At 36.6% G+C, this 14,086-nt stretch carries 12 protein-coding genes; 5 read left to right on the top strand and 7 right to left on the bottom strand.

The genetic code is table 11. The features are described from left to right. Positions 1-3: 3 nt before the first annotated feature. Positions 4-2,670: a helicase-related protein gene (locus tag C0Z22_RS13265; RefSeq protein WP_103218855.1), complete on the bottom strand. Its 2,667-nt coding sequence runs from the start codon at positions 2,668-2,670 to the stop codon at positions 4-6. 111 nt (positions 2,671-2,781) lie between these two features. Between C0Z22_RS13265 and C0Z22_RS13260 the strand changes: the two genes are divergently transcribed. The 3 genes from C0Z22_RS13260 to C0Z22_RS13250 are packed head-to-tail and all read left to right on the top strand — an operon-like array spanning position 2,782 to position 6,096. Then, positions 2,782-3,768, top strand: coding sequence for a nitronate monooxygenase family protein (locus C0Z22_RS13260; protein ID WP_199177568.1), 987 nt, complete (start codon positions 2,782-2,784; stop codon positions 3,766-3,768). Between the two features lie 2 nt (positions 3,769-3,770). Then, on the top strand, positions 3,771-5,018 hold the full coding sequence (locus C0Z22_RS13255) for an MFS transporter (protein ID WP_103218854.1): 1,248 nt from the start codon (positions 3,771-3,773) through the stop codon (positions 5,016-5,018). Between the two features lie 22 nt (positions 5,019-5,040). Further along, positions 5,041-6,096: a saccharopine dehydrogenase gene (locus tag C0Z22_RS13250; RefSeq protein ID WP_103218853.1), complete on the top strand. Its 1,056-nt coding sequence runs from the start codon at positions 5,041-5,043 to the stop codon at positions 6,094-6,096. A gap of 30 nt (positions 6,097-6,126) precedes the next feature. Here C0Z22_RS13250 and C0Z22_RS13245 read toward each other — a convergent pair whose 3' ends face one another. Genes C0Z22_RS13245 through C0Z22_RS13230 form a run of 4 tightly spaced genes read right to left on the bottom strand, consistent with a single transcriptional unit; the run spans position 6,127 to position 10,531 of the window. Continuing rightward, positions 6,127-8,160 (bottom strand): M3 family metallopeptidase, encoded by a 2,034-nt coding sequence (locus C0Z22_RS13245; RefSeq protein WP_103218852.1) that lies wholly within the window; start codon positions 8,158-8,160, stop codon positions 6,127-6,129. 31 nt (positions 8,161-8,191) lie between these two features. Then, positions 8,192-9,409: an Npt1/Npt2 family nucleotide transporter gene (locus C0Z22_RS13240; RefSeq protein WP_103218851.1), complete on the bottom strand. Its 1,218-nt coding sequence runs from the start codon at positions 9,407-9,409 to the stop codon at positions 8,192-8,194. Beyond that, positions 9,409-9,996: a hypothetical protein gene (locus C0Z22_RS13235; protein ID WP_103218850.1), complete on the bottom strand. Its 588-nt coding sequence runs from the start codon at positions 9,994-9,996 to the stop codon at positions 9,409-9,411. Before C0Z22_RS13235 ends, C0Z22_RS13240 begins: the two co-directional genes overlap by 1 nt. Continuing rightward, on the bottom strand, positions 9,962-10,531 hold the full coding sequence (locus C0Z22_RS13230; protein ID WP_103218849.1) for a metal-dependent transcriptional regulator: 570 nt from the start codon (positions 10,529-10,531) through the stop codon (positions 9,962-9,964). Before C0Z22_RS13230 ends, C0Z22_RS13235 begins: the two co-directional genes overlap by 35 nt. 274 nt (positions 10,532-10,805) lie before the next feature. Here C0Z22_RS13230 and C0Z22_RS13225 point away from each other — a divergent pair, with 274 nt between their 5' ends. Together C0Z22_RS13225 and C0Z22_RS13220 are read left to right on the top strand one after the other, a co-directional pair. After that, complete coding sequence (locus tag C0Z22_RS13225) at positions 10,806-12,515, top strand: hypothetical protein (protein ID WP_146037902.1); 1,710 nt, start codon at positions 10,806-10,808, stop codon at positions 12,513-12,515. A gap of 16 nt (positions 12,516-12,531) precedes the next feature. Then, a complete protein-coding gene (locus tag C0Z22_RS13220; protein WP_103218847.1) occupies positions 12,532-12,918 on the top strand; it encodes a thiol-disulfide oxidoreductase DCC family protein in 387 nt (128 codons plus the stop codon). 12 nt (positions 12,919-12,930) lie between these two features. Here the strand turns inward: C0Z22_RS13220 and C0Z22_RS13215 are convergent, their stop codons facing one another. Together C0Z22_RS13215 and rpiB are read right to left on the bottom strand one after the other, a co-directional pair. After that, positions 12,931-13,611, bottom strand: coding sequence for a hypothetical protein (locus C0Z22_RS13215; protein ID WP_146037901.1), 681 nt, complete (start codon positions 13,609-13,611; stop codon positions 12,931-12,933). Positions 13,612-13,615: 4 nt separating this feature from the next. After that, positions 13,616-14,056, bottom strand: a complete 441-nt coding sequence (rpiB, locus tag C0Z22_RS13210) for a ribose 5-phosphate isomerase B (protein WP_103218845.1) — start codon at positions 14,054-14,056, stop codon at positions 13,616-13,618. Positions 14,057-14,086 lie beyond the last annotated feature (30 nt).

Raw genomic sequence — 14,086 nt, 5'->3', positions numbered from 1 at the left:
ACTCTAACGTTTAGGACTAGTATTTTTTCTCTTACGACTTACATTTCTTTTTCGACTCTGTCCAGGACGCCCATTTCCTTTGAAATTTCTTCCTGTAGACCCCTTAGAAGCTCCTTGCTTACTGCCAGGTTTACCTTTGAATCGCCCACCACCTGGTTTGCGACGGTTAGTCTTGCGTTTCTCAAAGCATTCTTCACAAATTGGAAAGCGTGAGTCTTCAGGTAACTTAACACTACAAGAAGAACATCTAGCAATAATCTTTTGTGAAAGAAGTTCATTTAGTTGGTCGATTGCAAGTTGCTTATTATTAAGAAGTTCAACTTCTGAATAAACGAAGTTCTTATTGTTGAAGTGCCTTGATAACCATTGATAAAGCTCAACACACTTGATTGATGTCTCTAGATAATCAATATCATTAGAGCCATATTCAATTGGCTCACATGGAATTCCTTCCATATTAACGTACTTATGAAGAATCCAGTTGTAGAATTGAACATGATCCATTAACCCAAGGTTTACTGGAGCACAAGCAAATCCGAAGATTTCAGCATCCGTAAGTATTCCATTCGAATCAGCGTCTTCTACCATTTCAGCAAGCTCAATCATCTCCTTCATATCTACGCAGTAGAAAGGAGCCTGGAAAGTCATCGTGTTAAACAGACGAAGAAATTCCGAAAGCTTAAGCTTTGGTAAGTTATTATCGATTAGGGCCTTATTAACCTGATTAAAGATATCAAGGTCAGGTCCAACCATACACTGATCACTTTGTTCAAGAGTCGCACTCAAGGCTTCATTGATTGACTCAATTCCATCTTCTACTTTCCTCAGACAAGTAACTGTTCCGCGTGGGAACCTTTGAAAACGTCCTGCTCGTCCACCAATTTGTTTAATCTCACTAATCGAAATATCATGTTGGTGACCATCAAAGAACTTAGAAAGTGTTGAGAACACTACCCTTTTAATTGGAAGGTTCATTCCCATTGCAATTGCATCAGTTGACACGATTACATCAGTTTCACCTTGATCAAACTTACGTGCTTGTTCACGACGAACTTCTGGAGAAAGCCTTCCATAAACAATCGAAACCTTATAACCTAAGCGTTCAAGATCTCTTTTATGTCTTAGAGCATTCTTTCTAGAAAATACAATAAGAGCGTCATTTTTTTGCATATCAGCTAAAACAATTGGATGTCTTTCTACTGATAACTCAGTCATACGAGTATATTCATTGATGATTAGTTCATCACCACATAGATCAACAATCACTTTTACAAGATCAAGTGCTGAAGCATCACCACAAAGGTGTACCTCATCGGCCATAATATTAACAAGTGCTCTTGTCCATGCCCAACCACGTGAAGGATCAGTGATCATTTGAATTTCATCAATTACACAACAATCGAAAACCTCTTGTAATCGTGCCATTTCAATTGTCGAAGAGTAATGTGTCGCACCCTCTCTCTCAATAACCTCTTCACCAGTAAGAAGTGTTGTTACAGCACCTTTTGCATTAAGTGTATCGTAAAGTTCTGCAGCTAGAAGTCTAAGAGGTGCTAGATAGCAACCTTTAGGAACTGTCGATAGCTTTTCAATTGCGTGATAAGTTTTCCCCGAGTTAGTCGGCCCCATATGATAGACAATCTTTCTCTTCATCTGTCTTGCTGAAGAGTGAACCCAGAATTCCCCAAGATACTCTTGAAGGATTGTCGAAGAAACGTCTTTCTTTTTTAAAATGATAATTGATTTAACAAATTTCTTAAATTCTCGTTCTAGATATCTTTCATTTCTCCAGTAGTGAGTTGAAAGAGAACGATAAAATTTATCATATTCCGCATTAGTAATAAGATCAGTACTAAGCTCATTGGCTTCTAGGTATTGATCGAATAGCATGCTTACATTTCGACGATGTAATGAAGCGAGCTCTGACGGATAAGCAAATTCCGATTTAAAGTATTGTTTAACCTGATTCTCTAAACGATTTAGAGAAGATCTTTTGATTGTATTTCTTAGTTTATAGAAATTCTTATCTAGTGTTTTTTGTAGATTAAAGACTAGATCTGAAACAACATGGATTCCATTATCAATCTCTTCTTTAATTTGTTCTTTAGTTGATTCAATCAACTCAACACAGCTTTCATAAACTGAGTCTCGTAATAGTGCTCTAAAATCATTAACACATTTAATACACTGACACTTAAGCTCACTGATTTTGTGTTTTGTTAAATCAATATCTGAGCGAATGAAAGTTTGCGTTGCCTCGTGATGATTTAATACTTTCTGTCCCCACTCATAAAATGTCTTTTCATGAAGTGAAAGAATATTTTGCGAGAGTCCACCATCTTGACCAAAGAAGATTGCTTCATTCTCAGGAATCATACAGTCGTCAATAAAAATAAGATCGAGGATATTATCTTGCTTGATTAATAAATTAAAATTAGTGAAGTCTTTGTTAAAGAAATAAACTAAAGATGGATTCTCATCAAAAATAGTCCATAATTTTGTTAACGTTGACTCTAAAAAGCCAAGAACGACGAGTGCATCTTCACTGGCCCTTACATAACTATCGTCATCGGAAAAATTATTGACCTTAATAATTGTTTTACGTTCTGTTTCTATGTTTTCTCGAATTGCTGAGAAGTCAGGTAGCTTATTTATTTCTTGTGAGCTCATTCTCTAAGAGTACGTTGAGGGAAGAAATTGTGCAAGTAATCTTAGGTGTTAAATACAAAAAAATGCATTATAATTGAGCTATAAAAATATATACAGAAAAATGGATTGCATATGATGAAAACATGGCTAACAGAAACTTTTAATATCAAATACCCAATTATTATGGCCCCAATGTTCCTTGTAACTAGTATCGATATGCTGGTTGAGGCTTCTAAGGCAGGTATTATGGGTTGTATCCCTGCTCTTAACTGGCGTACTCCAGAAGAGTTTGAAGAAGGACTAAAAGAATTAAAAGAAAGATGTGAAGGTCCTTTTGGAATCAATATCATTGTAAATCAGTCAAACATCCATATGCACAAGCAAATTGAGCTTTGCGCGCAGTATGCTCCAGACTTCATTATCACATCACTTGGAAATCCAAAAGAGGTTATCGAAAAGTGTCGTCCAAAAGGAACTAAGATAATTTGTGATGTCGTTGATCTTAAATATGCACAAAAAGTTCAAGACCAAGGAGCTGATGCAGTAATTGCAGTAAACTCTGGTGCCGGGGGACACGCGGGACCAACACCAGCAAGTATTCTCGTTCCACTACTTAAAAAGAACTTAAATATACCAGTTATTTCAGCTGGAGGTATTGCAACAGGATCGGGCCTCTTTAGTATAATGGCCCTAGGATGCGAAGGTGTTTCAATCGGTTCTCCTTTCATTGCGACGAAAGAATCAATCGTATCTGATGCTTATAAAGAAGCAGTTGTTCAATATGGTGCTAAAGATATTGTCATGTCGAATAAAATTTCAGGGACGCCTTGTACAGTTATCAACACTCCTTACGTGCAAAAGATTGGAACTGAACAAAATGTTATTGAAAAGGCCATGAGCAAAAATAAGAAGCTTAAAAAGTATGCGAAAATGCTTACTGGTTACAAAGGAATGAAAGCTGTTGAGAATGCAGCTTTTGGTGCCACATACAAAACAGTTTGGGTTGCCGGACCTTCAATTGAGTTCATTACAAAGATTGAAACTGTTAAAGAAATTGTTGATCGAATTGTTTCTGAATTTGAAACATCTGTTGACGAATTTTTAGCTAAAAGATCCTAATTATGTTCAAGCTTCCTAAGGTTTTACGCTATCAAAATTTTAGAAGGCTTTATATTGCAGGACTAACATCCGAGCTAGGCTCGTTTGTGTCAGAGACTGCACTAATGCTTTTAGTATTTGAATTATCAAATCATAACAAAAGTTATCTTGGTGCAGCTCGAGCAGTATTTCTCTTCTTTTTAACAATCGGAAATTTAATTGGTGGTGTTATTGGAGAAAAATACAATCGAAAGAATGTTCTCCTTTTCACAAATTACATTAGAATTCCAATAATTTTTACGATCATCTTCGCTAAGACTCCAGAAGTTGTCATCCTTTGCGATGGCCTCATTGCTCTCTTCACTGGAATGTATAATCCAACAAGACAAGCTATGGTTAACGACATTGTCCCTCAAAAAGACATGAATCGAGCGAATGCCCTATTCGGTTCTGCCTTTGCAGTACTTCACATGATTGGCCCATTTCTTGGTGCCACTATGTTTACGGCCTTTGGCGGAATCAAGGAAGTTATTGCTCTAGATTTCCTAACATATATTGTTGGTATTTATTTTATTATGAGCCTTACCTATAACCCTCCAAGACAGGAAGGAAATAGTGAAAACTTTCTCTCTGAAATAAAAAATGGAATTAAATATGCCAGAACGCAAAAGGAACTTTTTGCTGTCATTTCAAATGTCATCATCGAAGGACTTGTTCTTGGATTTATGTTTCCACTTATACTACCTTACCTAACGGAAACACTTGGAGCTACGAAACAAGACTATGGGATAGGGCTTGCTCTCTTTGGTCTAGGCGGACTATTTGGGGGATGGGCAAGCTCGACTATTCTAAAAGAGAAACCAGTTGGAAAGATTATTATTGCGGCCCTCTACATTGAACCACTTCTCATGGCGCTTTGGTTATATGCTGCTTCATATACAGCAACACTGGCAATTTTCTTTGTTTGGGGATTTGTTGTCTTTGTACGTATTACAAATCAACTAAATTATGTTTCATTAAAAGTAGAAACAAAATATCTTGCAAGAATTTTTGCCTTACTAGATTTAGGCTTTGTTGTTCCAAATATTTTAGGAGGGATTATCCTAACATTTATTGGAAATCAATTTGCAACTGAAGAGATTTTAATCGTCGTTTGTATCGCTTTCTGTGCTCTCATTTTTCCTCGAATGCTATTTTCTGATATGAAAGCACTATTTAACTTAAATAACGAAACTGTCGATAGGGATACATCAATACAAGATCAAATCTAATTTAAAGACAAGGTTATATAGTATGACAACAATATGGTTAAGAGATGAGGATAAAGCATTTGAAAAAAGAACTCCTCTAACACCAGAAAATGCAAAAAAGCTGATCGATGCCGGCTATAAAGTTATCGTTGAGAAATCACAGGATAGAATCTTTCCAATAGAAGAATATGAAAAGCTAGGTTGTGAAATTAAAGAAAGTCACGCATGGATAACAGATGCTCCAATAAGCGATGACGTCTTTATTCTAGGTTTAAAAGAATTGAAAGAAACGGATGAGTTTCCACTAAAGCACAATCATATCTACTTTGCCCATATCTATAAAGGTCAGCATGGAGCTGAGCAAGTTTTTGATCGCTACAGTAAAGGCGGTGGAACATTATTTGATCTTGAATTCTTGCTTAATGAAGACAATAGACGTGTTGCGGCCTTCGGTTACTGGGCCGGATATGTAGGAGCAGCACTTAGTGTTGAAAACTTTTTTTCAGACTCACCTGCACCTTTAAAACACTATTCCTCTAAAGAAGAGTGGCTTAAAATTATTAACAATAAAAGACAGGGTAAGCGCAACCCTTGTACTTTTATTATTGGCGCCCAAGGTCGTTGTGGAAGCGGAGCAAGAGAGCTACTTTCAGATCTTGAACTAGAGTCAATTAATTGGGACGTAGAAGAAACTAAAGTTGGTGGACCATTTGATGAAATCATTAACGCTGATATTTTCATCAACACAGTTCTTATGACAAAGAAGATTGCTCCTTTTCTTGATAAAGCGATTATGGAGAGGAATGAGAAGCTTTCACTTATTTGTGATGTTAGTTGTGATCCAAATAGTGATCTAAATCCAATCCCAGTTTATAATGTCCATACAACTTGGGATAAACCACTTCACCGTATAGAAAGTTCAATTGATCACGAGTGTAATATTATTGCAATTGATAACCTTCCTTCGGCCTTACCTAAAGAGAGTTCAATTGATTATTCAGATCAATTGATTCCTCACCTCTTAGAACTTAAGAATGCGAAGGATTACTATACTTGGTATCATGCTAAAGAAATTTTCGAAAATAAAAAAGGCTCCTAAAAAAGGAGCCTTTGCTTTATTCGTTAAGGGCTAGATAAGACCACCACGTCTAAGTAGTGCATCAACCTCTGGCTCACGTCCACGGAATCTCTTATAAAGATCCATTGGGTGCTCTGAACCACCTTTTTCAAGGATATTTTCTCTAAAGCGATCAGCAATCGTTGTGTTAAAGATCCCTTCTTCAAGGAATAATTCAAACGCATCTGCATCAAGAACTTCTGCCCATTTGTACGAGTAGTAACCTGCAGAATATCCACCAGCAAAGATGTGCCCAAATGATGTTGAAGTCATCACACCTGGAACTCTTGGAAGAAGATCAACATCTTGAGTTGCAAGTTTTTCAAATTCCTCAACACTTGTAATCGTTGATGGATCACCTGAGTGCCATGCCATATCAAGTAGTCCAAGGCTTAATTGACGAACAGTGTGACGTCCTTCTCCAAAGTTTGAACTATCTTTTAATTTTTGTACTAATTCCGCTGGAATTAACTCTCCAGTTTCATAGTGCTTAGCAAATAGATCAAGACATTCTTTTTCAAATGCCCAGTTTTCCATAATTTGAGATGGAAGCTCAACGAAGTCCCAGAATACGTTTGGACCAGAAAGCATACGGTACTGACACTTAGTTAAAATACCATGAAGCGCGTGACCAAATTCGTGGAATAGAGTTGTTACTTCATTAAATGTTAGAAGTGATGGCTTCGTTGTTGTTGGCTTTGTAAAGTTACATACGTTTGCAATGTGTGGACGTACATCTTCTCCATTTTGAACATATTGTTCTCTAAAGGCTGTCATCCATGCTCCACCACGCTTTGAAGCACGTGGGAAGTAGTCACCATAAAATAGAGAAATGAAGTTTCCATCACGATCAGTGATTTCATAAGTCATTACATCTTGGTGATACTTTGGAATATTAGAAACTTCTTTAAAGTTAAGCCCATAAAGTTTTGTTGCAACTTCAAAAACACCATTTAAAACATTTTCTAATTTAAAGTATGGCTTAAGCATTTCATCATCAATACTATATCTTTCTTTCTTAAGCTTCTCGTAATAGTACATATAGTCCCAAGAAGCGAAGTCTTCGATACCATCTTGTTCTTTTGCATAAGCTTTAATTTCATCCATATGCTCAATCGCTGCAGGCATTGCTTTATCTTTAAGCTGATTTAGAAGATCAAAAACGTTTTGTGCACTCATGGCCATACGCTCTTCAAGAATATAATCGGCGTGGCTTTTATATCCAAGAATTCCAGCTCTTTCATAACGAAGCTGTGCAATTCTTTTTACATTTTCTTGGTTATCAAGCTCGTCACCCTTGGCACATTTTGTACCAGAAGCGATTGTCATTTTCTTACGTAGCTCACGATTTTCTGAGTAAGTAATGAATGGACCAAAGCTTGGGTAATCAAGAGTAAATACCCATTTACCCTCATGACCTTTTTCAGTTGCTGTCATCGCAGCAGCTTCAATAAGTCCTTCAGGAAGACCAGCAAGATCTTCTTTATTATCAAGTATCATTTCAAACTTATTAGTTTCTTTTAAAAGGTTATCTGAGAACTCAAGTCCTAGTTTTGAAAGTTCTTCATCGATCTTTCTAACTTTGTTCTTATCTTCTTCACTTAATAAAGCACCGTTTCTAACGAAGCCCTTATAAATCTTTGAAAGAAGTGTCATTTGCTCAGCATTTAAGTCTTCATTTTCTTTGTTATCGAAAACAACTTTTACTTTTGCGAATAGATCAGCGTCAAGATTAACGTCATTTCCGTGAGCTGTTAAAAGAGGAGAGAATTCTTTTGCAATTTCATTCATCTCATCATCTGTGTTTGCAGACTTTAGGTTAAAGAAGATCATTGAAATATCTTCAATTGCACTCCCTGAATTTGCATACGGCTCAATGATATTTGCAAATGTAAGTTCTCCATCAAAGCTTTTAATCGCTTCGATTTCTTCTTTGTGCATTTTAATTGCTTCGCGAATTGCCGGCATGTAATGCTCATTCTTGATTGTATCAAATGGTCTTGCACCATGTGGATTTGTGAATTTTTCTAATAATGGATTAGACATATAAACTCCTAAATGAATTTTATTAAAGACATTACTCTGAACGAAACTTAATGGCCATAAAGGCCGCTAGAACTAGCCAAAGTAACACTGATATTATTAGCATATTTTGGGTAAAAGCCAAACTCGTAAACACTAAGAGTAGAGCTGAAATACCCATTTTTGACGCACGATACACAACCATATCCACGATATACTTGGCCCCGTACTTTTGTTCTTTACTCAAAGGGAAGTAAAGCATCTCCTTGGCGGCCGAAAAGATTGAATAATCAAGTCCTTTAAAGCCTACAAATAATATTGCTGTCCCCAGTAAACCCAAGTACTCCAATCGATCAAGTAAGATTAATACAAGATAAACAAATGGTATGAAAATATGTACAGTAGAAACTTTAAAGTATTTAAAAGCGATTGGAATAATAACAATTTGGACAATTAAGGATATCGTATTAATCGATGAATATATATTTCCAAGATATGCACCTTTTTCGTTAGCATCCTTAAATATCTCTAGACCTAGATTGAACTTATAATTTGCAAGATTAATCACCACTTGAGAAAGAATAATTAGGCCACAAATGAAGAACACATAGAGCTTCTTATCGGCAAGTGATGTTATTGGAGACTTTTCTTTAAGTGCTAAATATTGTTTTTGTGTAAGACTAAATATAACAATAACTAAAGACAAAACTAATAAACCACTTGAAGCCGCATAGTAAACCCCCACGCCCTTCATAAGTTTAGTAGTGAGAAGCCCTCCTAAAATTCCCCCTAAGGAGCCGAGAGCACCAAGTGGCCCATAGACAAGTTTGGCAACTTTGACGTCAATGACAGAATTTAAATAACCAAGTGATAAATGAACGACAAGAATAATATAGACTTCTTTCCAAACAGCGAAAACACCACTTCCAATATGATGACCACTACCATGAACAATTAAGGCTCCTCCCATTAGAACGAGTGAGACTGCCACAATAGAATTAAAAATTTTTGCTATTGAAAAATGCTTTTGAAGTTCATTAATGATACTGACACTAAATCCTAAGAACAACACAGAAGACAGCCAAATCCAAGGCGTACTCTTTGCTCCATAGCTTTGAATAAATAAAGCTGTTGAGCTAGAGCGAATCATTGGATATGAAAAAAACGCTATAAATAAAGTGAATGTTACTAAGAGAATATTTTTCTTCTCAGATGTTGAAAGACCAAAAAGACCCGCATTTATCTCTTTAACGGCCGTTATAATATTTTTCATTATTCAATCACCATAAGAGAATATTCTTTATTCTCAAGCTTTGTAAGTGAAGTTAAATCAACCCATTTACCCAAATTAAAAGTAAGTGAAGTTAGTTGATCTTTATTAGATTTACTTCTTAGATCAAGAAGGTACACACTACCTTTTTTTGAACAAGTAGCGTAATAGTGCTCACCACCAAAATCAATTTCAAAGCGATTCCCTTCGGAACTGATAATATCAGAAATTTGCTCATTAACTTTATCCTTAAGTTTTGTGACCTCTTTCAATCGAAATTTGCACATATCTTGGGTGTATAGGGATAAAGAGCTTTTCTCTAGCTGCTTAGGAAAATACTTATTCACAAGCTTACGAAATAATTCCTGACGGTAAGATTTAACTTCAAGATTTAAGCAATTCTTATGAGAATCAATTTTTATCTTTTCACCATCAATCACATATTTCATAAGATCCATACGAATCGTATGAATTGGTCGACTTCTGTTAAAGCAGTATTCAGTGGCGGATGCTGAAGATAGTTCTAAAATAAAAAGAACTAAAAGAACAAAGAATTTATGCGTCTTTTTCTTCTTGTAAGTACGTATCACCCTTTTGACCTTCCATGAATTCTTCAGCCGTCTTGTAGTCACAAAGACTTAAAGTTGTCTGAAAATTAAACCCTTTAGGAAGTTTACCACTTTTTGCAAGATCGTCACATGAGCAAGAAAGTGTCTTCATGAATTCAAAGAATTTTGTACTAGTTTCCTCACTTAAAAGGTGTTCGATCATGCATGAATCTTTTTCTGCAATCTCTTCTGAAACACCAACAAAGTCTTTAAGGAAATAATAAAGAAGTGTACGAGAAGTTAAAGTCTTGTGAACTTCATCGTGTCCGTTATCTGTTAAAAGAAGAAACTTTGTATCATCTTCTTCTTTTACAAGATTACGTTTTTTAAGATTATTAAGAGCTGTAGAAACAGAACCCTTTGTTAAACCTAAATCTTTGGCAATATCAGTAACTCGAGCATAACCTTTTTCTTCTTTTAGCTTATGAATTGCTAAAAGGTAGTGAACCATAGAGTGAGATAGCTCAGCTTCACGTGGTTTTTTGTCAGTTGTAGTATCTTTTGATGTATTGGCCATGATATTTCTCACTAATTAGGTTATGCCTTTAATCTAGCAATTTCAGGTATTTTTGGCAACCAAAGCTCAATCGAAGATGCCCCAAATAATGTGCATCACTTTTCTCACATTCCCAACTAAGGCAAGCACGTAACCTACTGATTTCACATATTTTTTCATGAGGCATATATTACAGACCTCCCGACTATCACCACAGCGTGTTAAAATCATAAAGAATCTAAATAATTGGGGTTAGCTAATGTTGAGGCCAAAATCAAAAATATTCACAACTCTCGTGGTGCTATTATTAGTAACGTGTTCATTTACGTCATATGGACAAGATTCTAATTACGAAGCGCCATCTGAAGCTGATGTAGCAGCTGGGAATGTCACAGACAGAGAAAAGTATACAATGGATAATTACACTCATGCAGGCTATCAGCAAAGAGAAGCCGACGAGAAGTGGGCCGAAGAATGTGGTAGCTCTCAAGAGTGTGAAAATATAAGAAAGGGTGGCGATGCAACTGACGGTGAGAAATTCATGGGAATGTCACCATCAATGTTTAAGGCCGTAGGTCAAGCCTACTCGATTATTATGCCGGCCATGTCACAAGCTGGTGGTGGCGGAAAATTTAACGAAATAGATGTTGTCACAAAGAAGGATGTTGCCTCTAAATATAAAGAGAAAGGAATCTCATTCAACGAAAATGGCAAGGCCGAAGCAATGGCCGACTCCAAAGCATCACCAGATGATGTAAAAGCTGCACAATCAGAACATGACAAAGCTAGAGAAGAAGAAGGTACTGATTACTGCCAATATATTCCTATGGGGGCTGAAGTTATTGCACGAGTTACTCAACAAAAGAGTGATGAGTTTGCACTAGCAACAGAGCCAGATGTTGAGAATGCTCAAAGCCAGGCCCTTTATAAACAGGCACGCTCTCACCGCGATCGTCAAAAGTCTGTTGATATTCAAAGAAAAGGATGGGGAGCGACGACAGTATGCTATGTTACCTCAATGGCCACAATGGGTGGATTCACAAGTGGTTGGAGTAACTGGGTTAAGCTTGGAGCTTCGACACTTATGACTAGTTACTATATGTGGGAACACAAAATGCACGGCGATGCTGCTGATAAATTAAATAATGTAGCTAATAAACTAAGTGGTAAAGGAAAGTGTAACCCTGTTTCAGATCGTGACTGTTACTGTAGCCAACCAGAGACAATGAATGACGTTAAGTACTGTTATCCGCAAATTAGACAAAGAACTGCTCAAAATAATAACTGGCAAGTTACTTGTGTTGATAATAATGTAAAAGAAGACCTGAACTGTACTTGTCGCCAAACAAATACATGTCTCGATTCTAGAATTTCTGCAAAGATCAATGGAATGCACATTCCAGGTGGCCTAGGAACTAGTCTTGATGATTTCTACAAAATGACAAATGGTATTTCGACTCCAGGAGATAGTTCAAACAACTTTAATGCTACTGCTGGAAAGATCTTTGCTATCGCTAATGACAAGCTTAAAGATGGACTTAGCAAGGTTACTCTTCCAGATAGCTACAAGAAAAAAGACCCGAAGATTGCTGAAGGACTTAGACAACTTGGTTTTGACGGAGCAGTAGCAAATGCGATGTCAGCAACACCAGAAACTAACGAAAGTAAGTCAGCAGAGGCAAAACTTAAATCTCGAGCTTCGGGACTAAGAGGAAAAGTAGGCAAGTATACTGCTTCTTATAAACCAAAAGATAATGGCCTTTACTTTAGAGGCGGAAGCGGTCTCGATAATAAAAAGAAGAAAAAGAAGACTGCGACTAATCCATATGCTCACCTACTTAAGAAGAAAGTGAAAGACAATGCTAATACAAGTGCAGAGATATTAGATTTCTCTCAAAGAGCACAAAAAAATGCAGGTATCACTAAAGATAAATCTAGTAATATTTTTGAGATCATATCAAGAAGATATCGTTACTCAGCAACTAAGAAATTAGGAGCACAATAAATAAAAGGTTGTTTTCATGGAAGAAAATTATAAATTACCACTTCTCATTTTCGATGATGAATGCCCACTATGTGTTAGGTTCAAGGACTCCCTTGCTCGCTTAGAAGACGCAAAATCAGTTAACTTTGTCAGTGTAAACGATGATAAACTCTATCAAGTACACCCTCAACTCAACAAAGAAGAGTGCCAAGAAGTAGTCCACTATATAACAAGTGATAGTAAGATTCTAAAAGGTGATGAAGTGATCACTCACCTAGCCAAACTCTATCCTCTTGTTAATAAATTTAGCTGGCTAATCGAAAGCAATATGGGACAAAAGGCAACAAGCTACTTTCACAAGACAACAAATGCATATAGAAGAATGCTTAAAAGAAAATGTCCAAGTTGCGTAAAGCACGCTTAGCTAATAGAAAGACTAGCGAACTAAACTTCGACGAGAAAACATACTGCGGTTAAATGGCTCTAATGTTAGGGCCGTTAAAACCCAAGTCAAACAAAACTCAGCAAATTGCACCTTATTCTCGCTTGGAATATAAAGTGTAATCACTAATAGAATCATAAAACTTAAAATATGAGTGGCCTTCGGTACCGGTAGAGCAAATTTATCGATGAATTGCTTGGCCTTCTCAACTTTACAATATGAAAAAGGAACAGCAAAAAGATAGATAAACAGGATTACTCTTAACGATAAGTTCCAAGACTCATGTGAAACTCCACGGGCAATAAGCCAATTTTGAAAGTTAGTTTCAAGAAGGACACTATTAATATCTCTAAACATCTCAGGTGAGTGCCAACCAAAAACACGTTGCCCCCAACTAACCTCTTCTAGTGCACAGATCACATAGAAGACACCTTGAGTACTTAACATAATAAGAAATTTACGATCTCTAAACTTTGCTAGAACTTTTCTGCGATAGAAGTAGCCAAATGAAATGAGACAAAGCCCTACGAAAGTAAACCACTCGAGTAGTCCATTTTGAGCACTTAGTACTTTATCAAAATAAGCTAAATCAGTTCTTGATATATATAAGCTATAAATACCAACAACTAAGATAACAAAGAATGAGATATATTCAGTCCATTTAACTTTAAACATAAGATTAATTTTCACCGAGGTCAGTGAACATGTCAATGCGGGTTTGATGTCTGCCGCCTTCAAACTCAGTCGCAAGCCATACTTTTGTCATGGCCAGAACTTCTTCACTTGATGAAATACGGCCACCAAAACAAATCACATTTGCATTATTATGCTCACGTGAAAGCCTAGCTAAATCGACACTGTGACAAAGGGCCGCTCGAATTCCTTTAAATTTATTAGCAACCATGCAAACACCAATACCAGATCCACAAAGAAGAATTCCTCTTCCCTCTTTCTGAACTGCTTTTGCCAAAGCAATAGCATATTCTGGATAGTGGCATGAGTCAGTTGAGTGAGTCCCTAGGTCCTCGACCTCATAACCTTCATCGATTAAGAATTTCTTAACTGCTTCCTTTTGTTCGAAAGCACCATGATCAGTAGCTAGAAAAATCTTTTTGCTCATAGTTTTACCTTAAATAAGAAAGCCTCCTTT

Source organism: Halobacteriovorax sp. DA5 (assembly GCF_002903145.1).
GTDB lineage: Bacteria > Bdellovibrionota > Bacteriovoracia > Bacteriovoracales > Bacteriovoracaceae > Halobacteriovorax_A.
The sequence above is the reverse complement of the archived record's forward strand: the minus strand, read 5'-3'. Positions and strand labels throughout refer to the sequence as shown.

Excerpts from the sequence above, each read along its gene's own strand:
- C0Z22_RS13265 (WP_103218855.1), bottom strand. The coding sequence starts at position 2,670 with ATGAGCTCACAAGAAATAAATAAGCTACCTGACTTCTCAGCAATTCGA.
- C0Z22_RS13260 (WP_199177568.1), top strand. The coding sequence starts at position 2,782 with ATGATGAAAACATGGCTAACAGAAACTTTTAATATCAAATACCCAATT.
- C0Z22_RS13255 (WP_103218854.1), top strand. The coding sequence starts at position 3,771 with ATGTTCAAGCTTCCTAAGGTTTTACGCTATCAAAATTTTAGAAGGCTT.
- C0Z22_RS13250 (WP_103218853.1), top strand. The coding sequence starts at position 5,041 with ATGACAACAATATGGTTAAGAGATGAGGATAAAGCATTTGAAAAAAGA.
- C0Z22_RS13245 (WP_103218852.1), bottom strand. The coding sequence starts at position 8,160 with ATGTCTAATCCATTATTAGAAAAATTCACAAATCCACATGGTGCAAGA.
- C0Z22_RS13240 (WP_103218851.1), bottom strand. The coding sequence starts at position 9,409 with ATGAAAAATATTATAACGGCCGTTAAAGAGATAAATGCGGGTCTTTTT.
- C0Z22_RS13230 (WP_103218849.1), bottom strand. The coding sequence starts at position 10,531 with ATGGCCAATACATCAAAAGATACTACAACTGACAAAAAACCACGTGAA.
- C0Z22_RS13220 (WP_103218847.1), top strand. The coding sequence starts at position 12,532 with ATGGAAGAAAATTATAAATTACCACTTCTCATTTTCGATGATGAATGC.
- C0Z22_RS13215 (WP_146037901.1), bottom strand. The coding sequence starts at position 13,611 with ATGTTTAAAGTTAAATGGACTGAATATATCTCATTCTTTGTTATCTTA.
- rpiB (WP_103218845.1), bottom strand. The coding sequence starts at position 14,056 with ATGAGCAAAAAGATTTTTCTAGCTACTGATCATGGTGCTTTCGAACAA.